Source organism: Secundilactobacillus paracollinoides DSM 15502 = JCM 11969 (genome assembly GCF_001311135.1).
GTDB lineage: Bacteria > Bacillota > Bacilli > Lactobacillales > Lactobacillaceae > Secundilactobacillus > Secundilactobacillus paracollinoides.
Genome location: NZ_BBAG01000012.1, coordinates 38,010 through 64,466 on the forward strand (window position 1 = coordinate 38,010; position 26,457 = coordinate 64,466).

The following is a 26,457-nucleotide window of genomic DNA, read 5'->3' on the forward strand; positions in this document are numbered from 1 at the left end:
AAACTACCCGTTTGATTGCATATAAACGAGTTGATCCATCGAGATTTTTTGCTGTAAAGTCTTTACTAATTCAGACGATAAATACTGCTGCTTCGCGGTTCCTTGGACATAGGTATACTCGAACTGGAAGGCGCGAATAAAAAGTTCACTTTCCGTTTCATTTTTTGTCTCGGATTGACTAAAACGATTGTGCCGAACCATATAATAGTGGCGAATGACCCCAACCTCGGCTCGATTCTCGTCATTTTCGACGCTGGTGAGGTAAAGCATGACCGCGTTATAACCAGCCGTTTCGAGTTCACTCATTGTGTCAAGGAACTTCTGACGGTCTTCAGGCGTCTGCGCTTTTTTGATTTCTTGCAGTTGTTTTCGGGAATAGTGCTGCCGTTTTGCTGGTACTTGCTGCACGTTGGCTGGCAGTTGGGCATTTTCTTTGCGAATCTCTGGTAATAAGCGATCCTGATCAGTTTCTTCAGGTTTTTGGTCAGGATGGTCGATCTGCCACTGTTTCTTCTTTTCCTGCCACTGCGAAATTTGCTTAGCTCTTTGCCGTTTAGCCAGATTAGGAAAGAACCGGTAGCCCACCATGCGGCACCACATCACGATGCGCTGGAACGGATTTTGAAAGGCAAATTGTGTTTGAAACATTTGAACGCGGTTGTATTTCCAGCCAAATTGCCGGTCAACCTTGCCTTCTTCAATCAGGTCAGTAATGGCTTCAGTCTGAGCTTCTCCAGCCTCAGCAAGCAGCTGGTGGACGACCTTAGAATTTGTGACGTAGGCGCTGGATCCCTTTTGACTATTCAGGGTTTCGATGACTGGCGCCAGCACAGAAGTGTTCGCTTCCATGCTCTTCAGCTGGTCGATCGCAAAGTTCACCATGCCAGCCACGTGTTTTTCAACCTCTTCATCAGTGTAGGGATTCGTTTCATGCGGTAAGATGAGCGGCAAGACAATGGTTGGCACGATCAGACTCATTAAGATGATGATGCCGGCCACTAAGATCAAGGCATTTCGAATAGGGAAGGCCTGGCCGTTAACCGTCAGCGGTAGTGAGAAGGCCATGGCAAGTGTAATGGTTCCGTGAACGCCGCCGAGCGCAAGCACCAAACTCTCACGAACGGTATTGTGCTTGTGGCGGGTATCGTGCATCCGGACTAAGTTGAACTGGCTCCAGGCGAACCGCAGCAGGAACATGACAACGTACAAAACGACGGCAACTGTCACTAATTTCGGCAACTCTTCGGTATCCGAACGAGACAGGTTTTGCCACACGTTCGGCAATGACGCGCCCAACAAGACAAAAACAAACCCGTTTAAGAGGTCTGCAACTACTTCCGAAGTTGTCCGAGTCACAATTTGATTTTCTGTCGAGGTCAGACGCAGCCGACTCTGCTGAACCCCGTGAACGACACCACAGGCGACAACGGCCAAGATTCCGGAAAGACCCAGATGTTCAGCCAGCAGGTAAACAATGAACGGCGTCAGGAGGTTAAATGGCAGGAGGATCGCAATAATATCTAGTGATTTTTGTTGGAAGAAGAGCCGAATCCAAACGGCGACGAACCCCAAGACGATGCCGAGGACGATCCCGCCCAGAAAGACGACCAGAAAATGCTGGATGCCGTAGCCAACGGAAAACTTTCCTGTTGTAAAGGCGTTGAGCGCCAGTGAGAACGCGACGATCCTGGACGCATCATTGAATAAGGATTCGTTTTTAAGGGCGGCCATCACGTGTTCTGGGACCTCGATCCCATCCGTGATCGACTCCACTGCTACCGAATCGGTTGGCGCAACGATTGCCGCCAGGGCAAACATTAGCGCGATCGACACGCCAGTCCATAAGAGATGGGCAACAAACCCGCCGACAATAATGGTGACAACGGCAAGTCCGACTGCCAGTGACAGCACTGCTCGAATCCGACGCAGCAACAGGGAGTAATTGGTCGACTGACCATCGTTGAACATCAATGGCGCGATGATGAGCAGCATAAAGATCTCTGGTTCCAGATCAAAGTTATTAAAGGTGGGGACGAAAGATAGCAGTAGGCCCGCCCCGATTTGATAAAACGCTAACGGTATCCGTGGAAAAACCGTATAAATAATATTGGCCCCCACAGCCGCAATCACAAGCAGGGTGACCGTTAAGAAGATCTCCACAGGTTCCACTTCCCCTCAGTAAAATTTTCAACTAGTCAAATTGTAACGCACCTCACAAGAATCAGCGACGGTGAAAATTTTTAAACTAGTCAATGTCCAATTCAATCTTAGTCTAAGCTGAAACGAATGACAATTTACCTCCCTCAAGTACGACATTATCGGATATTCTGTTTACTAAATGTACTTATTTTCCGTCAATAACCCTGTCTGACGGCGGTTTGAAAATTATAACATTTTCACGAAATTATTTTATAAACGTGCACAATTTAAATTATTGATAAATACCGCTAGTACGGGTTTAGATAAATTAATGACAAGTCAAGATGTTGGCTTGTTCACAATCTAAAAAGTATAAAAATCATCTTGAATTATTCTCATAATATGTTATGATTAAGATGTTCATTAGAAGGTGTTGGGGACCAAATAATGAGCAACTGATGTTTTTTAGTTAATGGTTTTGTCGCTTGGGGAAAGCGAAATGAAGGAAGTGCTTAGTATGATTAATCTATATGTTGCACCAAGTAGCGCATCTAGTCGTAAAGCTCGTGCTTGGCTGGAAGCCCACCAAATTCCGTTTAAAGAACGAAACATTAAATCAAATCCGCTAAACGCTGATGAAGTTAAGGAAATTATTCGCCTGACTGAAAATGGCAGCGAAGACATCATCTCGACGCGTTCTAACATCTTTAAGAAGTTAAACATCGACCTTGATGAATTACCAGTCAGCCAATTAGTTGATCTCGTTGTGAAGTATCCCGACTTGATCAAACGCCCGATCATTTTTGATGACAAGCGTTTGGAAGTTGGCTACAACGAGGAAGAAATTCGGCGTTTCTTGCCACGCAATGTGCGTGTGGCCGAATTACGCGATTTAGAGGCTCAACTGAGCTAGTCAATTGACAATGATCTTTAGGATTTAACTGAATAGTAAAACAGGAAGTCAGCACTGTTGGGGTGCTGATTTTTTTGTGCCCAAAATTTCGATAACTAACGATGTGTTGGGTTGGTCAAAATGGGTGGGTAATTTAAGCTATAAAAAAAGTCCGGCGCTAGTCGCCGGACTTAACAGAATCACAGATTAAAAAAAGACAATTGTTTAAAAGAAGCGTTTTTTGGGTTAGAAGGGTGGTACTCACTATACCGCTTGGCCAGTTCTGGATGATCCAACTGCGTCAACGTCGAGGTGATGAGCTGGCGGATGGTCTGGGTATCAATCTGAGAGTAACCAGCGATTTGGGCTAATACAAGGGCATTTGTGCGCCGAATGAGCCGATCATCGTGGGTCAAATGATTTAGACTGCTTAGTATCTTTCGGGCGTCAAACACGTCTTTTTTGCCGTTACGCTTCTCAACGAAACGAACCGTAATTTGAATATGTGACTGTTGCGGTTTTTGCTTATTCACGACGAGGACTCCTTTTTATCAATACGTTAAGTTTAGAACATTTGTTTGAAAAAATCAACAATATATGGAAGAACTAGTATACGTGCCACTATATATTGTAGGTTGAAAAACAGTTAAAGTAACAGAGCGTTACCTTACACTATTTTGATTGTTTCCATGATAACGCGTTACGCAACATGAAAACAAGTATTATGGTGCTAATTGCGCAATCGTTAACGAGATTTAAGAGAGTGCGGAAGGAAGCGGTTAGAGGGCGGAGTGTAAGCTGCTCGGGTCAGAAAAGTCCGGGTCTGACTTTTTTGACCCGAGCAGCTTACACAGGAGCCTCTGCTTCCTGGAGCACGTTTAGACGCTATGAAAGCGACGTGCAAACGATGAATGGGCCTTTAGTCTGTGAAGAAGAGCACCCAGAGAAGCACTTGCCTTATGGAGGATTTTTCTAGTTTTAGATAATAGTCCGTTGAATTCCGCAATTCGGCAGGCCGTCGTCGTGGCTCGCGACTGAGCTAACTCGATTTCTGCTGCGCAGCTCTCGAGTGGATCTCAGTCGTCTCGCACATCAGTAACCGACCCAAGTACGGTCGCTAACTGATGTCGACACCACGACGACCTGCCGAATTGCTCCATTCCACTGACGGTGCGCTTACTTGTTGCCACTAGTTAAGTATCACATTAGCGTTAAACCGAGTTTGAAGAAAATCCGCCCTCGACTGCGAATAAGGACATTAACAGTCATGCTCCTCACAATATGCTAGTTACTGGTGACGATTGATTAACAGGTTTCACTGCACCACTTATGAGTTAGTTTTTCCAATTCATGCTGACGATTACCAGTATTGTAGCGTAGTGGAGCCGCTCGGCATTGCAGGCTGTGGTGTCGGTATTAGTTAGCAACCGTCTTTTGGTCGGTTACTAATACGGGAGACGTTGAGATCCTTGAATTTCTAGTTTATACTGCGGAAACGTGTTCCGCAGACCAACTCCCTACTGTGTAAGTCAACTTTGCCAGAAATTCAAGACCGGAATTTCCGGCAAAATCGCCTTACACTCCGGGAGTTACCCGGCCTGCTCCACACTCTGGCCACAGCCTGCAGGGCCGAACGGCGGAACGGAGCGACCTTGTATAGCATGCAATAACAGAAAGCACCATACGCACAGTTCTGCCGACGCAACGCAGTACAGCACTTTATGACACACAAAAAGACACCCCGCAAAAGCGAGGTGTCCATCAGTCTCAAAATTGAATTAGTCTAAACTTGTGACCCGGGCAGAACCAACGTAGTGCCACCATGGGGCTTTAACGGCTTCCTTAACAACGCCGCGGTTTTGGGCGTCGATCATCTTGCCGCTACCGACGTACAACCCAACGTGGCTGATACCAAAGACGCTGCCGCCGAAGAAGACGAGATCGCCCTTTTTGATGTTCTTGTAGCTGACGTGCGCGTATTTGTTGTATTGGGCTTGGGCAGTCCGTGGAGTGGTGATCTTGGCACTCTTCTTGTAAACGTAAGAAGTAAAGCCTGAGCAGTCAAATGATGAAGGACCAGTTGAGCCGTAGCTGTAACGCTTGCCCAATTGTGCTTTAGCGACTTTGTAAACCTTTGAGTAAGATGTGGTGCTTGCGCTAGCGGTCTGTGGCTGTGCAATCGTGTCGGCAGCGACGGTAATGCCTAAGATGGTAATTACGGTTAATGCAAGTTTGACAAACAATCTTTTCATAGTTAACAAAATCCCCTTAATTTAAATTCTAATCTATCGTTTCGTTTTTTATTATTTTTAAATGTCGTTTATTTATTGAACGGTTATTAGTGTATCAATCGCACGTTACAAGAGTGTTGCAACGTATTATCGATTAGATTAATAGAAAAACAAGGTTTGTCATTTCAAGAGGGTTTTTAAAAATGAAAGGGTGGTTGCGACTTGCTATACCGGCTTTAACCCGTATATTTCAGGAATGTGACAATGGTGTGATTTACCGGTGTTTGCACAATAAAAAACCACTTTTTTCTTCAAAAAGTGGTTGAAAGTTGATTTATTTGGCGAAATCCACTACGGATAATGACTGGCTTCTCATGGTATCGATAGGAATATGCGTATACGTTAACGCTTTTGTATTCATGAAACTGATGTAATGGGTAAAGTTATGATTAGGTTTTTGTTGCCCATTTTCGAGTTTTGGTGTCACGACCTGTTTGAGGTAGGTCAACGCTGCGTTCTCTGCGTCGTTACCCGTTTTCGGTTGCGGATGCCCCAATCGATTGATTGCTGTTCGAATGAACCGGTTTGTTGGAATCGGTCCCTCTGGGAGTGGTTGCCCGCTTGCCAGCCACGCTATGGAAGCCTGGGTGAGGGTCGGTTGTTTCGTATCTGGCACCTGTAAAAAGGCGGCCAACCCGCTGTAATGATCAGCCAGTGTCGGCGTATTTGTCATGACCTGGATCGGGTTGTCGGTTGCTGTGAGCGTCAATGATGTTGGCTCAATGTAGGCCGTTGCCCCGGTCGCATCAGCTAGCACCCAGTGGAAGGGGTAGACTTTATTTTCAGCGTACCAGACGTGGGCAATCAAAGCCACTTGCGGAAGGTCAGCGAGGACATCCGCGACCGTTTGATGGCTGCTCAATACCCATAAAATGAAATCTTGCGGTGTGAGGTTGACCTTGTCGGACTGTGGGTCATCATAGTAGGTGACCCGACTAGGCAGGTACAGTTCTGCACAACTCAGTCCCGCTGCGTTGATGCCGTCACCAAAAAGGGTGTGGCCGTTTAAGTTGCGAGCAGCCCCGACGATGTTAAATTGCGTGGTTGCTGGCTGCCCAAGAATTGGCTGCCACTCAGTGCCTGCTGGTAGCTTTGTCGGTACCCACGGATCAACGTTTGGAAAGTCCATGGTCCGTGCCAGAATGGTTGTCTGGTCTGACGCTGTAAGGGTTAAACTCGTGCACATGTGTCCGCCTGCTTTCTTTTCCTACTATATAATACATCGCCCATGTCATCACCTGTTACTGTAACACAAACTGCTGACGATTCTTGCAAGGAATACTTATGATATGATTTGTGGGTATCCTAGCGATTTTCAATAATGACGGCCACCACTCTAGCTTGAGCACGCGTACAGTGTGGCCTGGGTTGAAATTTGTAAACGCACATCTAATTGCACGATTGACCGACGATAATAAATGGCTGTCAACCCGTATCAGTACAGCGTATTTCGCGAAAAGAATTACGTCGAAACACTTGTTTTTAGCAATCGGTTCCTTTAATCTAATAATGAAGGTTTGTGTGTGTGTCATCACATTGAGTAGAAGGGAATTGTGGCTTATGAAATCAGCTTGGAATTTAATTGGAATGGGGCTTTGGCTGCTCCTGCTGATTTATCTTGTGTGGATGGTGCATGATATGCGAGTCAGACGACTTAAATTGATTGTGACCGAGAAAAAGTCGTTTTCTGCACAGAACTTAACGAAATCAACAATTGAAGTGATTATCTTTTTATTGGGACTTTGGGGCATGAGTTACGCAACGTTCTTTCAGGACGTCAGCAAGCTCAACACGAATCGAGTAACGGTCGCGTACCATTACAAACCACTGGTCCTAGATACGACTAGTGCGGCGCAGTCGACGTATGTGACCGTGAGAACGGGTAAGGGCCGCAAGCCGATTCAAGTCTACAAGTACTCGACGGATGGTGAAACGGATCAGGTCTCAAGTCTGGATGCAACAATTTCGGGCGGTAAGGATCCAATAAACGTGTCCGCTAGTGCGTACAAGTGGAACAAGAAAACGGTCAAGCGCTACGATACAAAGACTCAAAAAGCATGGGTCGGTGTTGTAGAAACAACCTATAAGAAAGACTTCCTAAACGGTATCGGCCTCCACGCCGGCCGTCTAGCCAACCGCTTCACCCTGATCAGAGTACCGGATCATTCGTTTGTGAAGCAAACGAATTTGGGTGCGGATGAGCAGTAGAGAGCGCGGAACACTCCGCCCTCTGGCTTGTGGAGCGCGTTTAGTCTCGAGAACAGTAGAAAGCCTTCGACATCAAATCCCGGGTTTGGATTTGATGTCGGAAGTTGCTTACATGCAACCTCTTGCCTTCTGTAGAGCGTTTCTTCACTTATAAAAATAGAGACTGAACCAACTACTCTATAGCAGAGTTGGTTCAGTCTTTTTTGTAATATTTGTCTAGAGCAGGCATTGAAAATGCGATTGTTTTTATTTTTAAACATTTATTGATAGTATATTGAATGAAAGTATTTGACGAAAGAATTGATTATATTTAAATCTGAAGGAGATGGAAATGTGGACAATACTGCACTAGCGAGATTTATCTCTTCAATTGGAAGCTTAAATGGATATGGTAGTTCATTACTTCAAACTAAACATGCATTGGATTTGAATTCAAGCACACCTTTAAACCAAGACAGTGATGATGTAGCTATTTTTGAGGACGCCTTGAAGGGAATTACCGCTGTTCGGAGAGTTGGCTTTAGTGTTGACGGAATTATTGCCATCAATAAAGCATTTGATTCCGATTCTGATGAAGAGCCGAATTGGCCGGGCCATCTTCGCAATGCGTACTATAATGAAGATGATCGAATTGGTATCATTCTCGATGAAAAATCTCACAGAACATATATGCCACCAGAAGTAGTTGGTCGAAATGATCTTCAAAAGATAGTTGATGAATATATGACCTCTCCTAAAAAAGAAAAAGATGCTTGGCGAGTGTTTGTTAGAATTGCAAAGCTACAGCCATTTCAGGATGGCAATAAGCGAACAGCTTGATAGCGGCTAATGCAGCTTATGATACTTTTTCAAGGGAAAACTATCTTGTTTTACCCTTCGATGAGCTTGACCAAACTGATTTTATGACAACATTAATGAGATACTATGAGACTGATAATCAAGACGAAGAAGAAAAATATTTTAATCGACTATTATCTTTATTACCTTCAGATAGAGAAAGAATTCTTCACAAACCGATTTCTCCTGATGATGGATCGGGGAAGACAATTACTTTTAATCTTAAGCCACAAATACGTAATAGGTCTGGGAAAAAGCCAAAAATAACGCGGAAAATTGATTTGAAAACGCAAAAACATGATTAATATATGTAAGCAAAGAGGCCAAGAAATGGCCTCTTTGCTTTTCTATTCGATTTAAGTGGATTACAGGCATAATGATAGGTTTTATGGGAAATCTAGCGGACACATTTTCAGCAAGGCAGAGGACTCCTGTGTAAGCAACTCTGGCAAAAAAAGTCAGGCCGGACTTTTCGGTTTTAGGCAACTGAATGGTTCAGGCCACTGCGCTCCCTTGTTACATTGCCGAAACGTGTTCAGCAAGGGGCTAACGTGTAACGGACTCTGGTCTAAAAGTCAGGCCCGGGGTTTCGGTTTTTGGCAACTGAATGGTGCGGGCCACTGCGCTCCCTTTTCACATTGCTGAAACGTGTTCAGCAAGGGGCGGGCATGTAACGGACTCTGGCAAAATGCCAAGTTCGGGCATTTTTGCTTCTGAGTGGTACCGGCGACAACTCTTTAATGCTACATTGCCGAAACGTGTTCAGCAAGGCACGGGGCTAACGTGTAACGGACTCTGGTCTAAAAGTCAGGCCCGGACTTTTAGACCAGAGTCCGTTACACACCGCCCCTAAACCGCCTTGCTTCACACTCTACAAAAAAACGACCAAGCAAGAGGCTCAGTCGCCACAATATGGTTATGGTTCCCGGTTGATTAAAATTAACTGGGGGATCTGGACGGTTGTTGATCACGGTATAGGGTAACCGTGTGCTTAGTATGTTGGGGGTGGGGTAACAACCATCTTGAGTTCATTATAACTGATGCGAAGGGGGAACTAAACGAAAACGGCTTGCGATTTTGCTATAAAAATTAGCTAGAAATGGTGCCATACCAGTAACTTGACGTAGACAAGTAAAAGACCTGCCGCGCCTCGCAACAGGTCTCAGTAAGCTTCTGTTTTCTCCTCAAAAACAAGGATGATTAAGCCTTGTGGTCGGCCATATTGTCAGTTTCCTCGGTGTCGGTTTCCTGCTCATGGTCGTTTTTTTCTGGGAAAAGCCGGAACATGATCTGGTTAAAGTAATCCGAGAAATACCCAATGACGAAGATGCCAAGCACCATGCAGGCATAGAGCTGAAAGACAAACAACCCCCAGTTGTGAATGGTGATATTGGACAGAATCAACATGGTGGTTCCCCAAGCAATCAGCCAAGCGGGCACCAGCGTGAATTTCATAATCGTTCCCTGTAGGAACAGCACAATGAAGGTCATGATACCGAACATGACGGATGAAGCAATGACGCCGGAAATGCTTGGGACGTGCAGCAGGCGAAAGGCAATCAATCCCCAAACGATGCCCAGCGCGAAACTGCACAGAATGTTCCAGATCTTGTCCTTGGGAAAGCCCGCACCAAAGAAGTAGGAAACCGCAATAAAGGCGGCGGAGCCATCCACAGGGAGAATCCACTCATAATCAGACTGTAAACGATGGTAAACAACCCAACGCCGATCGCGTCAAACCAAACCTTTTTACTAATTTTCATGAGTCGCGCTCCTTTACTAAAGGGTGTCGCTAGTGTCAAAAATACCTGAAAAACTAGTATATCATATGACGCTGCTGTAGTGATACCAGGAATTCAGACACCCCTGACAGCCGTCAACGCCCTTCAGTTTGTCAGTTCACTGTAGCGTGTCGTGACGCGCAGTCACCTTAGAAATGAGTCAGCCGCGAGGACTCAACTTGTTTATCGGCTGCGTTACCCTTGCGTCCCGGTTTCAACACTTTCTCACCGGTCGTAATGGCACCCACGGGGCAGACCAGATTACATAACTGACAACCGACACAGCGGTTGATGTTCACGGATGGCCGCCGTTTTTCTTCATCCCAGGTGATGGCTTGGTGCGCCCCATCAAAACAGGAAATGTAGCACCGGCCACAGCCAATACATTTATCCCAGTCGATTTTTGGATAGACCTTGTAATCCCGGTCCAATTTTTCAGCTGGCACGATATTCTTGGTTGCTAACCCAACCAGGTCGGCGAGGTGGTCAACGTGTTGCTCTTCCATGTAGTGCATGAGACCGTTCTTCATGTCTTCAACAATCCGGTAGCCGTACTGCATGACGGAAGTGGTGACCTGAAGGGTGGTGGCGCCTAACAGAATGAATTCAGCGGCGTCCTGCCAGGTTTCGATACCGCCGATACCTGAGATCGGCAGTAATTCCAATCCAGCAGCGGTCCGGAGTTGTTGGATAAACCGCAGCGCAATGGCTTAACGGCTTTCCCAGAGAAACCAGAGATGGATGACTTGCCATTAACGATCGGCAGCGCAACCTTCTTGTCCAGGTCAATGTTTGAAATGGATTTAACGGTGTTGATGGTAGCGATACCTTGTGCCCCACCGTCGAGACTGGCCTTGGCAGCTGGAATCATATCGGTGATGTTTGGCGTCATCTTGGCCATCATTGGCAGGTCAGAACCGCGTTTAACGGCGGCACAGTACTTCTTTACAAGTTCTGGGTTGGTCCCAACGTCGGATCCCATTTCGTGAGAGGTCATTTGCGGGCAGGACAGGTTCATTTCAATCATGTCTGCATCGGCTTCGGTAACGAGTTGTGCCAATTCTTCCCAGTCTTCTTCGTTGGTTCCCATGATGGAGGCAACGACGACTTTGTTAGGGTAGTTCTTTTTCAGTTCTTTTAAATCATGCAGGTTTTCTTCAAGTGAATGTTCCGCAATCTGTTCCATGTTCTTGAAGCCAACGAAGGGGGTGCCTTCCTTGGTCAGTTCATCGAACCGGGGTGAGACTTCATCGACTTTGAAATGTTTTGGCCCGATCGTTTTGAAAACGACACCGCCCCAGCCTTCGTCAAACGCCTTGGCACACATTTCGTAACAGTTGCCAACGGGTGATGAGGAGAGCAGGAAGGGGTTTTCGAAGTGAACGCCCATGAATTCTACGGATAAATCTTTATCAATCATTATTTAGTACCCCCTAACAGTGTTTGATCGATCAGATCAGCAACTTCTTTCCCTTTACGAACGGCCCAAACAACGGTCTGGTCGCCCTTCGAAATATCGCCGGTGATGTAGACCTTTGGATCGTCAGTTTTGTAACCCACGTAAGGGACAACTCCGCGTTCGATGTTGATGCCAAGGTTATCGGCGTTGATCTGTTGGCCGATGGCAAGGATAATCTTGTCGGCCTTGATTTTCAGTTCGCTATCGATGGTGCGGTGCTTGAAGGTGACCACGTTGCCATCCACGGCACTAGGTACGTAGCCATCAACGATGGTGACGCCAGCTTTACGAGTGCCAGCAAGTTCCTTCTTAGAAGCGCGGAATTCATCGAACTCTTCGTAGGCCACATCGGTGACGTTCTTGACGTCAAGGCGCTTAAGCGTTGTGGCGACATCCATCGCAACATCGCCACCGCCGATAACAACGGCGTTTTCTGGGATGTCCGTGATGTCACCCTTGGCGTTTTTAACGCGGGCGAGGAAGTCAACGGCCGATTCCACGTAGTCGTTGCCAGCAAACATCGATAATGATTTAGCTTCGCTGGCACCAACGGCGACGACAACGGCATCGTGGTCGGCTTTCAGGTCGGCCATGGTCATGTCCTTACCAATGGTGACGTTGTAGTGCATGTCAGCACCGAGGTTGACGATCCGTTTGATTTCAAAGTCGACGATGTCTTGTGGCAACCGGTATTCGGGAATGCCATAGGTCAAATAACCGCCAGCTTTTTCGTTCTTTTCGTAGATGTCGACAGCGTAACCGCGTTCCAGCATGGTCGTGGCAGTTTGCAGACCCGCAGGACCACTGCCGACGATGGCGATCGACTTGCCGTTTGCGGCACCCTTCTTGAGGATGTCCATCTTGGCCTGTTGCTCAAAGTCGGTGACGTAGCGTTGGATACCGCCAATATCGATCGGCCGGTCGATACCAGTCCGTGAGCAGGCCAATTCACAGTATTTTTCAGTCGGACAAACGCGGGCACAAATGGCACCCAAAGCGTTGTTTTCACGGATGGTTTCTGCGGCGCCCTTTACGTTGCGGAACCGGACACTGCGGATGAACTTGCCGGGATCGGTGTGGGCGGGGCAGGCTTGGGAACATGGCGCGTCGTGGCAGAGCAGGCAACGCGCAGCTTCTTCCATCACGGTGGTCATGGTGTAGCCGGGTGCTTCTGTTTCGTATTTCTTACTCATGGGAATCTCCTCACTTATCTTGAGTTTTATCGTGCGATTGAGTTGCGTGACCGAGATGAAACTGAACAGCGATCTGGGTCACAATTTCCTTTGTGATTTCGTTCACACGTTTTACAAAACCAAGACTAGCATGCAAGTGACGAATGGCCAAAAATGGGTGGGATTCATTTGAACGATTCTGACCGAATTTTGAAACGCTATATAAAAATTTATATAGAAGCTTTGCGTATTTTTCGGTAAACGTAAGGGGATGCCCTAATGGTTTTAAAACAGACAGCTGACAAGGTGCTGTTACAGCAATGCTGCGGGGGGCTAGCCTTAATAGTCGTTCTTTTTTAACGCAATTAAGTTATATTATTTTGGCATAAAATGGCAGGTATATAAATGAGTGTATGAGGCATCCCAATTAAGTAAAACACATTAGCAGAATCTTATTATATATGTAAATTATTTCACGAAAGTTAGGGGGATGGCCTAATGGATTCAGTATGTGCCATCGGGTATACTGTCCCTAGACGCCTACATATCGCGATAAAGAACCATTAAACGAGCGCATTCTCGGCCGGGAATCATTCGTTTAATTAAGCGTGTTAAAAATAAGGACCACTAGAACGTTTGTTAAATTGTAACTATACCAATTCTGTGGCCACTCAGCAGAAGGGATGAAAATGATGGCAGAACACTTAATTGAACCAACCCAACTCGAAAACGACGTCATGGACGCCTTGTCTGAGGTGCTTGACCCGGAATTGGGCATTGATATGGTGAATTTAGGCCTGATCTATGGGGTGAAGGTGACGGATGGGGCGTGTCTGATCACGATGACGCTCACTACGATGGGCTGTCCGATCGGCGACATTCTCCACGACGCAATTACGCAGGCTGCCGAAGCCGTTGCCGGCATTTCTAGCTGTGAGATCAACCTCGTTTGGGAGCCAGTTTGGGATATCAGCCGGATGAGTCGTTACGCGAAGGTTGCCTTAGGCATTCACGAATAGGAGGTCGCTTAACATGAAAATTGACCGGTTTGTGAGCCGCAGAAAGGCCCTTAAAATCTCTCAGTGTAAGCTGTCGCATGGGATTTGCACGCAGGCAACGCTGAGTAAGTTTGAAAACCAGAATAAAGTGCCGTCTTTGACGATTCTAAGTAAACTTTGCGTTCGGTTAGGCATGACTGTTGACGACCTGTATCAGGATGGCGCAACGTCTGTGCCGGAACTGCACCAGGCATTGGACACGATTGAACGTGACTTGATGACCGAAAACTACCCGGACGCCATCAAACGGATACAGCCGTTGACGTTAACTGATATCGACGCGATTCCTGATAAGATGCAGTTTTGCTATCTGCGGGGCTTGTGCAATGCGCTTGTCAATGCGCAGCCGGATAAGATCCTATTTGATTTTTCACAAATTTTAAACGACTTGGATGAACGCCACCAGACCATTTTTACCCAGTTAGCCTTTCTTGGTTCGGGTGTCATGAGTGCGCGACGGCGGGAAACGAGGCAAGCTGCTTTTTATTTCGAGAAGGTCAACCAGTATATTAAGACGCACCAGGGGCAGCTACAAGAAGCGGACGATAAAGCTGTTTTGCGGATGCTGACGCTCGTCTTTTTCACCGCGGAATTCTATGCGAACCAGGACAATTATCGGCTCAGCAACCAGCTGATCGATTTTGGAATCCAGCTCTGTTCTGAAAACCGCGTGACCTACTACCTGCCGCGGTTGAAGTTTCAGGCGGCTCAAAATGCGTTGGCTCAAAAGAAGGATCCAGCACTCATCCAACGCCTGATCAGTGAGACGCTGGCATTTGCCCGAATCAATCAGAATCAAGTCGTTGAGGTGAAGGTCGCGGCCTTGAATTGTGCCTTTAAGAAGCGGACGGATTATTCTGCTTTGGAAGGGTAGGACGGTTTGGTTGTGGTAACGCCACATTATTCAAAAATAGAGACGAAAAGCGAACCCATATCGTTGTTGTGCCGATATGGGTTCGCTTTTGTGTTTATTCTTGTGTTTTCAAATATATTCTAGGCGAGTCTTTTTGGGGCGCCTTGGGAATACCGACACCACAGTCTGCAATGCCGAACGGTGCCACTACGCTACAATTCTAGAAATAGTTAATTTTGAGAGCCAGGGTAACATAGTGTTATGAAAACTGGTAGTTAAATACTACCTTCAACTGACGCAGTGTATGAAGCATTGCTGACAATGAGTTTACTGGCAGTCGAGGGCGGATTCTCTACAAACTCGGTTTAACGCTAACGTGATACTTAACCAGTTTAAAAATTAAGCTCATCGTCAGTGGAATGGAACAATTTGGCACGACATCGTGGTGTCGATGTCACTTGATGGCCGTTCTTGGGCCATTTAGTGACATGCGAGACGACTGAGATCCACTCGAGAGCTGCGCAGCAGAAATCGAGTTAGCTCAGTCGCGAGCCACTTCGATGCCGTGCCAAATTGCGGAATGCAACGAAATCAACCACCTGCCACACTCTAAAACTCAATCATCTTATGATGAATCGCATACCGAACTAGATCCACATGCGACTCCAGATCCAGTTTCCGCATAATACTAGCTTTGTGTGCTTCAACAGTCTTGGTTGAAATGTTGAGCTTAGCGGCGACCTCTTTGTTGCTGTAACCGATTGCGACCAGCGGCATGACTTCTCGTTCCCGTTTTGACAACGCGTTATGGCCCCAGAGGTTGGTGTTGGAGCCATCGGACGTGATCTCTTTGATATCTGATTTCAGCAAAATAACATTTTCATCTACATAATGCTTACCCGTCACGATTGTTTTCAATGCGTTAGTGATCTCACTATCCGGCGAGCTTTTTAAAACGTAGCCAACAGCCCCGTACTCGATCGATTTATCGACGTACGCTTCTTCGCCGTGCATCGATAAAATGAGAATCAAAATTTCCGGGTACTGCGCCTGAATCCGCTTCGTCGTCAACAGGCCGTTTTCACCCGGTGGCATACTCAAATCCATGACGACGATATCAATGTCGCCGTGCCCCACGCGGATAAAGGTGTCGTTGCCGGTGGCCGCTTCAGCAACGACCTGGTAATCTGGCAGTTGATCAATTAGAAATTTCAGCCCCGACCGCACAACAGCGTGGTCGTCGGCAATCAGTACATTATACATGTTGATAACTCCCCTTGCTGGTTTGGACGGGGAACTTCACCGTGATTGTTGTCCCAACTTGCGGGTCCGACTGCACGTCAAAGATCCCGTTAAGTGACTTGATCCGGTCGTTCATGTCGTGAAGCCCTAGTGAATGACCGTTGAATGCTTGATGGCTTGAAACGTCAAAGCCGTCGCCATCATCGATAATCTGTAACGTGATGAAATGGTCGTGTTCAATTAATAAGAGATCAATTTCGCTGGCGTTAGCGTGCTTCAAGGTGTTGTTCATGGCCTCCTGTGCCACTCGATAAAGGCACTTTGGACGGTCTTTTGGAGTTCCTCTGGATGGGCGTTTCCCAACACTGAAATGGTGACACCCGAATTCGTTTGCAGGCGCTGCGCCAGCGTCTTAAGGGCTGAGAAGAGGCCAAACTGATCTAGAACGGATGGCCGAACGTCTAAGGCCATGTCTTTGACCTCACTCAGCGTCGTTTTGAGTTCGTCGGCAATCGCAACGTGCGTGTTTTGAGTTCACTTTCGGATAGCGCACAGGTCCCCAGGTTTTTGACACCCATGATGGCCGAATAAACGCCCTGGGCAATATTGTCGTGCAGGTCAGCGGAGATCCGTTTGCGTTCCAGTTCACTGGCGTGCATCGCCGTTTGACTGTTACGCTCATGGTCCGCCATTTTGATGACGTGGTCGATTGAAGCCCGACTCTTAAGTGTCAGCGAGGACAGGTGTTGCGTTTCATCTAGGGGTTTATAAACCATATAGTAGCCTGTTTCCTGATCGTCGCTGCAGAGAACCGGCATCGCAAATTCATCCAGTTCGTTGCAAATGGCACAGGTGTTGCAGCCTGTTACGGCCGAATGGCGCTCCTTGGTCGCCGATTGTGCGAGTTGAATCAGGTAGCTTGGGTCAAAGTGCAGGTGATCCTGCAGACATTGCGCCAAATGGTTGCTCAAAAGAAGGTCGTCATCTTGAAACAACATGATGGCCACGGGGGCGTTTTTTAAAATAGGCGCTCATCCAAGTTGTCGGTGGTGTTTCCAATTTAAAAACCTTCCTTCTTTTTTTAAAATACATGGATCATGGCCCAGTACAACGATTTACTTGATTTGGACGCTCGTCATTACCTAAGTTTGATTAATCACAAGTGCGGGAAAATAAAGCTTAAAAACGAAATACCGAACCTATTATAGTATCACTAATTATACCATATTCGTGAGTCAATGTAAGCGATTCCTAAGCTTTCATAACAATCAAAAATTGTCGGAAATGGATGATAGATCGTAAAAATATGGCGCTGTAAATTCGGCTAATGCGGGACAAAAACACGAATGAAAAAATGTACAAAAAAATCAAACTTCTTCATAACTTATTAAAATCTTAGGAATAAACTAATGGTAGGTTATAAAAAGGAGATGAACATCATGCAATCACCAAACACACAACCTAAAAAACGGCGGTTTAAAATGCGTCAGCGTTTACGATTTTATTCATGATCATTGGGCTTGTTGCAATCCTGACCTGGATCATTCCAGCCGGTGCTTATTCCACTGATAAGGTGGGGAATATCATTGCCCACACCTATAAGTCAGTGACGGCTAATCCGCAAGGTATCTGGGACATCTTTATGGCCCCAGTCTACGGCATGGTCGGCAATGATCATACCGAGGGTGCCATTTCGATTTCGCTATTTATCCTGGTTATTGGGGGCTTCCTGGGTGTTGTGAACCGCACCAAAGCGCTTGATGACGGAATCGGTTCCGTTGTCCGCAAGTACAAGGGCAAGGAGAAAGCGTTGATTCCAGTCCTCATGTTTCTGTTTGCGCTTGGCGGGTCGACCTACGGCATGGCGGAGGAAACCATTGCGTTTTATCCGCTGCTCATTCCAGTCATGATTGGCGTGGGATTTGATTCCCTGGTGGCCGTCGCCATCGTCCTCGTGGGGTCCCAGGTCGGCTGTCTAGCCTCCACTGTGAACCCGTTTGCGACCGGCGTAGCTCCCAGACACTCGATTTGTCCATGGGTCAAGGATTGTTTCCACGGTTGATCCTGTTGGTGATCGTGGTGCTCATCAGTATCTGGTATGTTTACCGTTATGCCTCGAAAATTGAGAAGGATCCAAGCAAGTCACTGGTCTTCTCACAACGTGACGAGGATCTGAAGCGGTTTGCGATTGACAGTGATGCCGACAACGTTGCCATGACGGGGCGGCAAAAAGGGGTCCTGTGGCTGTTTGGCGCGACGTTCGTCATCATGATCGTTGGTCTGGTGCCGTGGGCATCGATCAACAGCAGTTGGACGTTCTTTGAAACGGCAACCAAGTGGCTGAGCGGCATTCCAGTTTTAGGCAATGCTGCCGAGTTGCACAAAGGCGCTGTTGACGCCTAGCGCGGTACCGTGACGTTCCGGTGGAAAAATCTGTGTAATGATTCCGAAGTTGGTCGCCATTGTCATTGAGGCCCCCAAGGCTTGGAGAATTCGAGCAGCCATTAACAGCGGCAGGGTGTTGCTGAGCCCACACCCGAGTGACCCCAAAATGAAAATGATGGTGCCAATCTGAAACAGTGAAATTCGGCCAATCTGTCTGACAGTTTACCAAAGAAAATGAGTAACACACAGATAAGGACTAGGTAAACGGACACGACCCATTCGGCCTCGTTCATGGGCACGTTAAGGTCCCGCGAGATTTGGGGCACCGCGATGTTGACGATGCCGGCATCAATGGTGGACATAAAGGAGACCATTGACGTTGCGAGTAAAAGAATCCATTGTGAGCGTTGCTTCAAAACGTCACCTCCTAATAGTAATAATAATTTTATTATATGCTTTATAAGTCAATACACAATCATGACGACGTATAAAAAAACACCTGTCTGATTTAAAGACAAGTGTCTGAGTGCTCATTAGTTGACCAGCGGATCGTCGAAGGTGTGCTCACCAGTCATGATCTGCTGGGCAATCCGGTCCGCTGCCCGCAGATTACCATCGTTGATGCCAGGCCGTGGACTCAGCCCCGTCATCCAGTGAGTGCTTTCAGTAATGATGCCAAAAGCGTACAGGCTGTTATGCGGTTGGCCGATTGCGTTGAGGACCGGTCTGTTGTTGGGTCGATAGCCAAAGCGTGGGTGAAATAGGCGTTACCGTCCGCTTGCTGCCGCTGGTCGGGATGCCCGAGGTTGCTAGCCAGCAGTTGCCGAATTAGCGGGTTCGTCGTCACGTTGACATCGATGGCTGGTGTGCGCGCTTCAATGAGGACCCGACTAGTTAGGGCATGACCGTTGGCGGGTGTGGAAACCGAAAACGCAGCGTCAGTCGTCTTGACTCTCATTTCGGGTGGCACCAGCGTGACGATGTCGGCCGCAATCAGGGCGCGAAGCTGTTCAACACGAATAACGGGCGGCCCAACTGCAAAAAAATCTTGCAACGGGGTGTAGTCGAGTAATAAATAGGTCAAATAATCGTCCGGCGTTAAAATGCCCGCTTCGGTGATTTGACGAATCGTCTCGCGCAGATCCCGGAACGTTTCCAGCGCACTAGTTAGTGGACCAGTCTTAGTCCCCCGTTTTGCATCCGCAATGAGCGGGTCCAAATAAGCGAGCTGGTCGGCCGTACCTTGCAGGTTTTCGGCCGGGTGCGTCAATCGCTGCCAGTCGAGTTGGTCTTCAGCAGCTATTGGTAGCTGGTCAATGAGACGAAGCGGATCGGCAGCAGTCGTAAATTGATGCTGGAAAATGGGAAGGTTTAGCGCCGGATAACGGTCTGTAATTAAGCGCGAATAGTAGACATAAGCGACCTCAGCCTTCAGTAATTTTTCCAATTTCTCAGCAGGTAACGGCGCGTCAGGTGAGAATTGGGACAAACATTCAGGTGTTAAAAACTGTGGTTGGAGTTGTTCCCCATATCGTTTTTGATTCGTACCTTTTGGATAGTAAGGGAAACCGCGACGGGATCCAGCGATGATTTGCGGCTCCTTGTCCGAGGATTGATAGCTTAACAGTCCGTTCGCCCCGCGATGAAAGGTGCCGCCGCGTCCGCTCGTGAGCAGGGTGACGTAGTCATAGAAACTGAGGCCGACGCCACGGATGATGACGGGTTCACCAGGCTGGATGGCTGAAAAATCGGTATCACCCGGAAACTGTTGCGGCACGTAGACGGCGTCGTGGGCGCGAGCAAATTCAGTAAAGTGTTGCTGCTCTGGGGTTGGTTCACTGAGGTAGTGACCAGTCGTTAATATGAGCCGGTCTGCTGGCCGCTGCTCTGCGGTAGCACGAAGTAACCAGTGACCATCAGTGGCCCGTTTAACTTCTGTAACCGTGGCCTGTTTTTGAATCAGTTGAAAATTGGCAGGCAGGTTGGCTGTCATACTTGCCAGCGCCCACTGCAGGTAGACCCCAAAGAGGGCACGGGGCGCATAGTCATCGGAGCCGAGGTGCGCAACATCGTTTAAAAAGGCGGTTTGATGGCGATAATCATGCTGCTGAATAAACGTCCGTGCCGTTTCTGTTGTCGCCCAGCTCGCCAAGTCTGGGCCGGTCAGCCGTTGCGGTCCCGCCATCTGCACGGAAGCGTCCGCAAACACCGTCAACTGCTGCGCCGGCGTGTTCATAATCAGCAAATGCGACTGGTCAGTCCGCCAAACATGGCCGCCGACCGGAAATTCGTCAACGAGGGTGACTGTTAGCGGTCGCGAAGCGTCATGATGCTGCCACGCCAACAGTCGCCCCAACACAGCGATGCCACGCGGGCCAGCGCCTACGATCGTGATGTCCATTTGGGGCCTCCTTTCTACTATCGGATTGTTTGATTTAGATTCTGAGTCCGTTGCATTCTGCAATTTGGCACGGCATCGAAGTGGCTCGCGATGAAGCTAATTCAGCTGTCGCTGTGCGCCATCTGAATGGATCTCCATCGACTCGCACATCAGTAACCGACCAAAGAACGGTCGCTAACTGATGTCGACACCACGATACCGTGCCAAATTGCGCCATTCCACTCACAGTGAGCTTAATTTCGCCTCTGGTTAAGCATCGCAATGGCGTTAAACCGAGTTTGAAGAGCATCCGCCCTCGACTGTTGCTACGTTCATTGACAGCGATGCTGTTACGAGACTCGATCATAGCCGGCGATTGCTAAACAGGAGATAAGACGCAACAACGCTGTCGTATTGATGCTGGTGTGTTGATGCAGATTGCCACAACAGTAGTGTAGTGGAGTCGTTCGGCATTGCCGGCAGTAGTGTCGGTGTAAGTTGGCGAGGGTTCTTTCCTCGCTTACTTACACGGGAGACGTAGGAGATCCTTGAATTTCTGCAAAGAAATTCAATAGCTCCGGAGCGACCCACTATAGCCGGCAGGGCCGAACGACGGAACGAAGCGACATTTTTATCCTGAGTCGCTAATGTGCATACAGGTTAGGATCGACCTGCTTTGGGCCATAGCTGTCCATGTCGGCGTCGCGGTAGTCCCACCATTCGCCTTCGTAGCCGACGAATCCGGCTTGGGTCATGGCTTGGAGGAGAATTTGGTAGTTCTTTTCCTGTTCGTCAGTTCGGGGATAGTCGCGGACGGCTTTGCCGGTGAAGTCGTCGAAGCCGGATTGCATGGGGATCTCATTGCCGTCCATGTCTGTTAGGGTGAGGTCGAAGGTGACGCCCTTTTGGTGGGAAAAGTTGGGATTGGGTTTAGCGACCCAGCGCGTATCTGAGACCACGTCAAACAATTTTTGCTGGGCAGTGACCGGACGAAAGGCATCCCATATTTTGAGCCGGTAGCCCTGTTCCTTTAAGAGCTGACTGGCAACGCCGAGTTTCTTGACGGTACCGGTCCGCGAAACAGCGGTGGTGAAGTCATAGATGACCTTACCGGTAAAGTTGTCGGTGGTGGCGTACTTTAAATCGACGATGATATCAGGATCGATATCTTGAACATTCATAAAATCAGGATCTTTTTCTGGCATGAGCAGTGTCCTCCTAAGGGTTTAGTTAAGTTTAGTATAGGTGATTATGAGAGAAAATGGCAATGATTTTCATAATTGTGTTCACATGACGGATAATAGCGGTTAGTCACACGTGATTCATAAACAAAAATAGGATAAAAATTCACATTTGATTCACAATTATACAACGGTTGTTCGACTTGAGCACAGCTATACCAATTGTTAGTAAAGGCACAGCTGTTGCTGTTTGTTGGCAGACCACATTCGCTTGAATGACCAACTGGGTGATAGACGCGCTGAAGTGAATTCGCGTACTGACAATAATCCAGTTGAAACAGGTTGTATTAACGGTTAAATAGGTTAGCCCATTAATGACAGCTCGCAACTATGATGATATTGTAACCGGTTTCGTAGACAACACCAAACAATTTGATGGCTTTCTTGTAATTTGCTAAAAAAGGGTAATATGCACTAGACCGGTTCATTCATTCACCTGTGTATTTTGACACAAGAAGTTCAATAAAATTCATGGGGGCTTAATCTCGTTGCGCTAAACTTAAGTATAGCTGTTAGGAGATGAGTGTATGGAAGCACCAAACACACAGCCGAAACCAAGACGACACTTTAAAATGCCGTCTGCGTTCACTATTTTATTTTTCATTATCATTGCGGTTGCTATTTTAACCTGGCTGATTCCGGCTGGTCAGTATTCAACGGATAAGGCGGGCAACATTATCGCCCACACTTACCGCACCGTTAAGGCGAATCCTCAGGGTATTTGGGACGTCATGATGGCCCCAGTCAATGGGATGGTCGGCGAAGGGAAGACCGAGGGCGCCATTCCCGTTTCACTGTTTATTCTCGTGATTGGGGGATTCCTGGGCGTTGTCAACAAGACCAAGGCACTTGATGACGGGATTGGTACCGTTGTGCGCAAGTACAAGGGGCGTGAAAAAGCCTGATTCCAGTGTTGATGATCTTATTCGCGCTTGGCGGATCAACGTATGGGATGGCCGAAGAGACCATTGCCTTTTATCCGCTGCTGATTCCCGTGATGATCGGGGTTGGGTTTGATTCACTGGTGGCCATTTCAATTGCGCTGGTGGGGACACAGGTGGGGTGTTTGGCCTCAACGGTGAACCCGTTTGCGACTGGTGTGGCTTCCCAAACGCTGCATATTTCCAGTGGGTGACGCTGATGCCGCGGTTTATTCTGCTGATTTTAGTGGTCGGCGTCAGCATTTGGTACACCTACCACTACGCCTCAAAGATCGAAAAGGATCCAACGAAGTCGCTGCTGTATAACCAACGGGATGAGGACCGGAAACGGTTCACGATTCCAAGCGGCGAGGAAAATATTCAGATGACGGGGCGGCAAAAGGCCGTTCTCTGGCTGTTTGGCTTAACCTTCGTGCTGATGATCGCTGGCTTAGTGCCATGGGATACCATCAACTCAAAATGGACGATCTTTAACAACTTCACCAAGTGGCTGACGAACGTGCCATTCTTGGGCAATCTGGTGGGTCACGATATCGTGCCGCTGGGATCATGGTACTTCAGTGAAATTACGATGTTGTTCCTGTTCATGTCGATCGTTGTGATGTTTGTGTACCACATGAAGGAATCCGACTTCATCGACGCTTTATGGGCGGGATGGCCGACTTCTTGAGCGTTGCCATTATCGTGGCAGTTGCCCGTGGGATTCAAGTGGTCATGAACGATGGGATGATCACCGACACCGTGCTTCACTGGGGTGAACTTGGTCTGAAGGGGTTGTCACAAAGCGTCTTCATCATTTTGACCTACATTTTCTACATTCCAATGTCGTTCCTGATTCCATCAACATCCGGTCTGGCTGCGGCAACTATGGGCATCATCGGACCAATGGGCAAGTTTGCCGGCGTGGCAGGCAGCACCGTTGTGACGGCCTATCAAGCTGCGTCTGGCTGGGTCAACCTGATCACACCAACGTCTGGTGTCGTGATGGGGGCGCTGGCGATTGCTCACGTCAACATCAGTACCTGGTGGAAGTGGATCGCGAAACTCATGGTCATTTTGTTTGTGTTGACCTGTGTGTTCTTAGGCATTTTAGCAGTCCTGTAACCACGATAAAACGATATTAAGGAGGAATTAACATGACCAATTATGTCACGCAACAACATCACGAGGCCGCTGTGGCTGCCTTGAAACGCATGATCAGCAAGAATTCAGCATTGTCGGATGCCGCACCTGGTGCGCCGTTTGGCAATGGTGTGCGCTCAGCCTTAGATGAAATGATGGCCATCTGTGCTGAACTTGGGTTTAAAACTTACGAAGACCCTGACGGCTACTACGGGTACGCTGAAGTGGGCGAAGGGAAGGACATCTTCGGTCTGATCGGCCACGTGGACGTGGTGCCTGCCGGCGACCCTGCTGACTGGGACACGGATCCGTTCACCGCCACGGTTAAGGATGGCAAGATCATCGGTCGGGGTGCTCAGGATGATAAGGGGCCTTCAATCGCCGCGTTGTTTGCGGTTAAAGCTTTGATGGATGCTGGCGTCCATTTTAAGGAACGCGTTCGGTTCATCTTTGGGACGGATGAAGAAACCCTCTGGCGCGGCATCGCCGTTTATAACCAGAAAGAAGAACCCATCACCCACGGATCGCGCCAGATGCTGAATTTCCCGTGACCTATGCTGAAAAGGGACTGCAACAGTCCTACTTAGTTGGCCCTGGGTCGACTGAATTGACTGTTGATGCCAAGTCAGCCTTCAATGCGGTTCCAGCAAAGGCCTTTTACAACGGCCCTAAGCTAGCTGATGTCAAGGCTGCGTTGGATGACTTCGGCTTTAAGTACGAAACGACCGGCGACGGCATCACTGTTTTGGGTAAGTCAGTTCACGCCATGTTAGCACCACAGGGCACGAATGCTGTCTTGCGTTTAGGCATGGCATTGTCAAAGGTCTTCCCAGATAACGACCAGTTGGGCTTTATCGGCAAGTTGTTCAAGGAAGACGCGACTGGCACCAACGTTTTAGGCGACGTTAAGGATGAAGCTTCCGGTCATCTGACGTTTAACATTTCCAGTCTTGAGATCAACGCCAAGGAAACGCGGATGCAGATCGACATTCGGATTCCAGTGACGGTCGACCACGACAAGCTGATCGACCAGTTGAGCAAAAAGGTCACCGAATACGGCCTGACTTACGCGCATTTTGATTATTTAGCACCACTCTATGTGCCCGAAGATAGCGAACTAGTTAAGACGTTGATGCGCGTTTACAAGACCCTGACTGGCGACGATACGCAGCCTCAAGTGTCTGGCGGCGCAACCTATGCCCGGACCATGAACCAATGTGTGGCCTTTGGCGCCATGTTACCAGGTGTGCCAGACTTCATGCACCAAGTTAACGAACAATGGGAACTTGAGAGCATGTACAAAGCAATGGACATTTATGCTGAAGCAGTGAAGGAGATCGTTGGCGACTAATCGGCCGACCACTCATCACAACTGAATAGTGACTTAAAAAAAGCAACGCGGAGCTTGTCTACGTTGCTTTTTGAGTGCAGAAAATTGAAGGGGTTACGAATTGGTAACGAACACGTTAACGTTTCGTAAAGGCACTCGATTTACAGCAGGCCATCCGTTACACTGAACATAACAAATTGAAAATGAAGTGGGGGCTTCATCATGAAACGGCATTTGGGGTTGATTGCAGTAGTAGTTGTCATTCTTGCAGTAGGCAGTTTCTTCTTTTACGATCTACCAGAAAAGGTAGCAGTGATCCAACAAACGGACCAGCTCGTCTCGCAGCACAAGATCACTAAATTTAAGGATGTCGCGGTAAATAGCCAAACGGTCCGAAATCTGGAAGCCTTATCGACAAAAACAAAGATCTCAAATTTGTCGGATGCCGAGGGTGGCAGCGGCAAACAACTGTACTACGTCGGCCAACTGGGCAAGCGCCAGGCAGGGGTTGTTGTGGAGAAGGAGATGCCGTTTGTGTGGAAGGTGAGGAGTGTGAATGTGTGGTAGAGTGTGGAGCAAGGCGGTTAAGGGGCAGAATGTAACGGACTCTGGCAGAAAATCCCGGGTCTGGATTTTTTGCCAGAGTCCGTTACATGGCCGCCCCTTGCCTTGCGGACACGTTTAGTCTACGTAAAAAGGGAGCGCAGAGGCCATCACCAATCAGTCGCAAAACCCAGAAAAGTCCGGGCCTGACTTTTTGGTCATAGTCCGTTACACGTTAGCACCGTGCCTTGCGGAACAAAACTAACCATGCATGCTAAAAAAATACAAAAAGCCAATCAAAAAGACTGAGCCAGCAAATGGTTCAGTCTTTCTCGTGTTTTAATTTTTACTTTCTTTCGACACAGTGACAATACCATAAGCTTAGGCCACTTCCTTCTAGGCAACCTAGCAGAAACGCGTTTCGGAAAACTGAGGGCTACTGCCTAAGCAACTCTGACAAAAATGCCAGGCCCGGGCATTTCTTTGTGGTTCTCTGTCCTTGAGCCGAAACGCGTTTCGGAAAACAGAAAGCTGACAATGTCAAGTGAACTCTGACAAAATGCCAAGCCCAGGCATTTCTTTG

19 protein-coding genes and 5 pseudogenes are annotated in these 26,457 nt (G+C 47.9%); 10 read left to right on the forward strand and 14 right to left on the reverse strand.

The window, feature by feature from the left end; genetic code table 11:
- Window positions 1–3: 3 nt before the first annotated feature.
- Window positions 4–2,160, reverse strand: a complete 2,157-nt coding sequence (locus tag JCM11969_RS06175; protein WP_054709468.1) for a cation:proton antiporter — start codon at window positions 2,158–2,160, stop codon at window positions 4–6.
- 496 nt (window positions 2,161–2,656) lie between these two features.
- On the opposite strand from JCM11969_RS06175, the gene spx reads away from it, so the two are divergent.
- Window positions 2,657–3,052: a transcriptional regulator Spx gene (gene spx / locus JCM11969_RS06180; protein ID WP_054709470.1), complete on the forward strand. Its 396-nt coding sequence runs from the start codon at window positions 2,657–2,659 to the stop codon at window positions 3,050–3,052.
- A gap of 179 nt (window positions 3,053–3,231) precedes the next feature.
- Here the strand turns inward: spx and JCM11969_RS06185 are convergent, their stop codons facing one another.
- The 3 genes from JCM11969_RS06185 to JCM11969_RS06195 all read right to left on the reverse strand — a co-directional run bounded on the left by JCM11969_RS06185 (window position 3,232) and on the right by JCM11969_RS06195 (window position 6,508).
- The gene (locus JCM11969_RS06185; RefSeq protein WP_054709472.1) at window positions 3,232–3,564 is read right to left on the reverse strand and encodes an ATP cone domain-containing protein; all 333 of its coding nucleotides are present in this window, start codon (window positions 3,562–3,564) and stop codon (window positions 3,232–3,234) included.
- A gap of 1,245 nt (window positions 3,565–4,809) precedes the next feature.
- The gene (locus JCM11969_RS06190) at window positions 4,810–5,283 is read right to left on the reverse strand and encodes a C40 family peptidase (RefSeq protein ID WP_054709475.1); all 474 of its coding nucleotides are present in this window, start codon (window positions 5,281–5,283) and stop codon (window positions 4,810–4,812) included.
- Between the two features lie 313 nt (window positions 5,284–5,596).
- A complete protein-coding gene (locus tag JCM11969_RS06195) occupies window positions 5,597–6,508 on the reverse strand; it encodes a linear amide C-N hydrolase (protein WP_054709478.1) in 912 nt (303 codons plus the stop codon).
- A 374-nt stretch (window positions 6,509–6,882) separates the two neighbouring features.
- Here JCM11969_RS06195 and JCM11969_RS06200 point away from each other — a divergent pair, with 374 nt between their 5' ends.
- The 3 genes from JCM11969_RS06200 (at window position 6,883) to JCM11969_RS20350 (ending at window position 8,672) form a co-directional block, all read left to right on the forward strand.
- Window positions 6,883–7,530 (forward strand): LVIS_2131 family protein, encoded by a 648-nt coding sequence (locus tag JCM11969_RS06200; RefSeq protein WP_054709481.1) that lies wholly within the window; start codon window positions 6,883–6,885, stop codon window positions 7,528–7,530.
- A gap of 288 nt (window positions 7,531–7,818) precedes the next feature.
- Window positions 7,819–8,349: a Fic family protein gene (locus tag JCM11969_RS20345; RefSeq protein ID WP_369523202.1), complete on the forward strand. Its 531-nt coding sequence runs from the start codon at window positions 7,819–7,821 to the stop codon at window positions 8,347–8,349.
- Complete coding sequence (locus JCM11969_RS20350) at window positions 8,346–8,672, forward strand: hypothetical protein (RefSeq protein ID WP_369523203.1); 327 nt, start codon at window positions 8,346–8,348, stop codon at window positions 8,670–8,672. The genes JCM11969_RS20345 and JCM11969_RS20350 overlap by 4 nt, the downstream gene beginning before the upstream one ends.
- Before the next feature lie 895 nt (window positions 8,673–9,567).
- Here the strand turns inward: JCM11969_RS20350 and JCM11969_RS06210 are convergent.
- The 3 genes and pseudogenes from JCM11969_RS06210 to JCM11969_RS06220 form a co-directional block, all read right to left on the reverse strand.
- Window positions 9,568–10,041, reverse strand: a complete 474-nt coding sequence (locus JCM11969_RS06210; protein WP_225353158.1) for a DUF1097 domain-containing protein — start codon at window positions 10,039–10,041, stop codon at window positions 9,568–9,570.
- Window positions 10,042–10,297: 256 nt separating this feature from the next.
- Window positions 10,298–11,568 (reverse strand): annotated as a pseudogene (gene preA, locus JCM11969_RS06215) (NAD-dependent dihydropyrimidine dehydrogenase subunit PreA).
- Window positions 11,568–12,800, reverse strand: coding sequence for an FAD-dependent oxidoreductase (locus JCM11969_RS06220; protein ID WP_054709484.1), 1,233 nt, complete (start codon window positions 12,798–12,800; stop codon window positions 11,568–11,570). Before JCM11969_RS06220 ends, preA begins: the two are co-directional and overlap by 1 nt.
- A 671-nt stretch (window positions 12,801–13,471) precedes the next feature.
- On the opposite strand from JCM11969_RS06220, the gene JCM11969_RS06225 reads away from it, so the two are divergent.
- Both JCM11969_RS06225 and JCM11969_RS06230 read left to right on the forward strand, forming a co-directional pair.
- Complete coding sequence (locus JCM11969_RS06225; protein ID WP_054709510.1) at window positions 13,472–13,798, forward strand: metal-sulfur cluster assembly factor; 327 nt, start codon at window positions 13,472–13,474, stop codon at window positions 13,796–13,798.
- Between the two features lie 13 nt (window positions 13,799–13,811).
- Complete coding sequence (locus tag JCM11969_RS06230) at window positions 13,812–14,711, forward strand: helix-turn-helix domain-containing protein (RefSeq protein WP_054709487.1); 900 nt, start codon at window positions 13,812–13,814, stop codon at window positions 14,709–14,711.
- Window positions 14,712–15,299: 588 nt separating this feature from the next.
- Here JCM11969_RS06230 and JCM11969_RS06235 read toward each other — a convergent pair.
- From JCM11969_RS06235 to JCM11969_RS18805, 4 genes are read right to left on the reverse strand one after another with little or no spacing between them, the layout of a single operon-like run.
- Window positions 15,300–15,953 carry a response regulator gene (locus JCM11969_RS06235; RefSeq protein WP_054709489.1) on the reverse strand — a complete coding sequence of 218 codons (654 nt, stop codon included), beginning with the start codon at window positions 15,951–15,953 and terminating at the stop codon, window positions 15,300–15,302.
- Window positions 15,946–16,224, reverse strand: coding sequence for a sensor histidine kinase (locus JCM11969_RS18795; RefSeq protein ID WP_263850019.1), 279 nt, complete (start codon window positions 16,222–16,224; stop codon window positions 15,946–15,948). Before JCM11969_RS18795 ends, JCM11969_RS06235 begins: the two co-directional genes overlap by 8 nt.
- A complete protein-coding gene (locus JCM11969_RS18800) occupies window positions 16,221–16,403 on the reverse strand; it encodes a hypothetical protein (protein ID WP_225353160.1) in 183 nt (60 codons plus the stop codon). The genes JCM11969_RS18795 and JCM11969_RS18800 overlap by 4 nt, the downstream gene beginning before the upstream one ends.
- 14 nt (window positions 16,404–16,417) lie before the next feature.
- A complete protein-coding gene (locus JCM11969_RS18805) occupies window positions 16,418–16,930 on the reverse strand; it encodes a histidine kinase (RefSeq protein ID WP_225353161.1) in 513 nt (170 codons plus the stop codon).
- Window positions 16,931–17,371: 441 nt separating this feature from the next.
- Here JCM11969_RS18805 and JCM11969_RS06245 point away from each other — a divergent pair.
- A pseudogene (locus JCM11969_RS06245) lies at window positions 17,372–18,299 on the forward strand (YfcC family protein); the annotation flags it as partial.
- Here JCM11969_RS06245 and JCM11969_RS06250 read toward each other — a convergent pair.
- The 3 genes and pseudogenes from JCM11969_RS06250 to JCM11969_RS06260 form a co-directional block, all read right to left on the reverse strand.
- Window positions 18,294–18,691, reverse strand: a pseudogene (locus JCM11969_RS06250) (MFS transporter); the annotation flags it as partial. The pseudogenes JCM11969_RS06245 and JCM11969_RS06250 overlap by 6 nt on opposite strands.
- A gap of 272 nt (window positions 18,692–18,963) precedes the next feature.
- Entirely contained in the window at window positions 18,964–20,718 is a 1,755-nt protein-coding gene (locus tag JCM11969_RS06255; RefSeq protein ID WP_054709494.1) for an FAD/NAD(P)-binding protein, read from the reverse strand.
- 623 nt (window positions 20,719–21,341) lie between these two features.
- Window positions 21,342–21,902, reverse strand: coding sequence for a M15 family metallopeptidase (locus tag JCM11969_RS06260; protein WP_054709497.1), 561 nt, complete (start codon window positions 21,900–21,902; stop codon window positions 21,342–21,344).
- Window positions 21,903–22,465: 563 nt separating this feature from the next.
- Here JCM11969_RS06260 and JCM11969_RS06265 point away from each other — a divergent pair.
- The 3 genes and pseudogenes from JCM11969_RS06265 to JCM11969_RS06275 all read left to right on the forward strand — a co-directional run bounded on the left by JCM11969_RS06265 (window position 22,466) and on the right by JCM11969_RS06275 (window position 25,898).
- A pseudogene (locus tag JCM11969_RS06265) lies at window positions 22,466–23,983 on the forward strand (YfcC family protein).
- 32 nt (window positions 23,984–24,015) lie between these two features.
- A pseudogene (locus tag JCM11969_RS06270) lies at window positions 24,016–25,352 on the forward strand (M20 family metallopeptidase).
- 201 nt (window positions 25,353–25,553) lie between these two features.
- Window positions 25,554–25,898 (forward strand): hypothetical protein, encoded by a 345-nt coding sequence (locus tag JCM11969_RS06275; RefSeq protein WP_054709500.1) that lies wholly within the window; start codon window positions 25,554–25,556, stop codon window positions 25,896–25,898.
- Window positions 25,899–26,457 lie beyond the last annotated feature (559 nt).

Coding starts and splice junctions, on each gene's coding strand:
- JCM11969_RS06190 (WP_054709475.1), bottom strand. CDS start 5,283: ATGAAAAGATTGTTTGTCAAACTTGCATTAACCGTAATTACCATCTTA.
- JCM11969_RS06200 (WP_054709481.1), top strand. CDS start 6,883: ATGAAATCAGCTTGGAATTTAATTGGAATGGGGCTTTGGCTGCTCCTG.
- JCM11969_RS18805 (WP_225353161.1), bottom strand. CDS start 16,930: ATGTTGTTTCAAGATGACGACCTTCTTTTGAGCAACCATTTGGCGCAA.
- JCM11969_RS06230 (WP_054709487.1), top strand. CDS start 13,812: ATGAAAATTGACCGGTTTGTGAGCCGCAGAAAGGCCCTTAAAATCTCT.
- JCM11969_RS06225 (WP_054709510.1), top strand. CDS start 13,472: ATGGCAGAACACTTAATTGAACCAACCCAACTCGAAAACGACGTCATG.
- JCM11969_RS06260 (WP_054709497.1), bottom strand. CDS start 21,902: ATGCCAGAAAAAGATCCTGATTTTATGAATGTTCAAGATATCGATCCT.
- JCM11969_RS18795 (WP_263850019.1), bottom strand. CDS start 16,224: ATGAACAACACCTTGAAGCACGCTAACGCCAGCGAAATTGATCTCTTA.
- JCM11969_RS06255 (WP_054709494.1), bottom strand. CDS start 20,718: ATGGACATCACGATCGTAGGCGCTGGCCCGCGTGGCATCGCTGTGTTG.
- JCM11969_RS06195 (WP_054709478.1), bottom strand. CDS start 6,508: ATGTGCACGAGTTTAACCCTTACAGCGTCAGACCAGACAACCATTCTG.
- JCM11969_RS06275 (WP_054709500.1), top strand. CDS start 25,554: ATGAAACGGCATTTGGGGTTGATTGCAGTAGTAGTTGTCATTCTTGCA.
- JCM11969_RS06220 (WP_054709484.1), bottom strand. CDS start 12,800: ATGAGTAAGAAATACGAAACAGAAGCACCCGGCTACACCATGACCACC.
- spx (WP_054709470.1), top strand. CDS start 2,657: ATGATTAATCTATATGTTGCACCAAGTAGCGCATCTAGTCGTAAAGCT.
- JCM11969_RS06235 (WP_054709489.1), bottom strand. CDS start 15,953: ATGTATAATGTACTGATTGCCGACGACCACGCTGTTGTGCGGTCGGGG.
- JCM11969_RS18800 (WP_225353160.1), bottom strand. CDS start 16,403: ATGGCCTTAGACGTTCGGCCATCCGTTCTAGATCAGTTTGGCCTCTTC.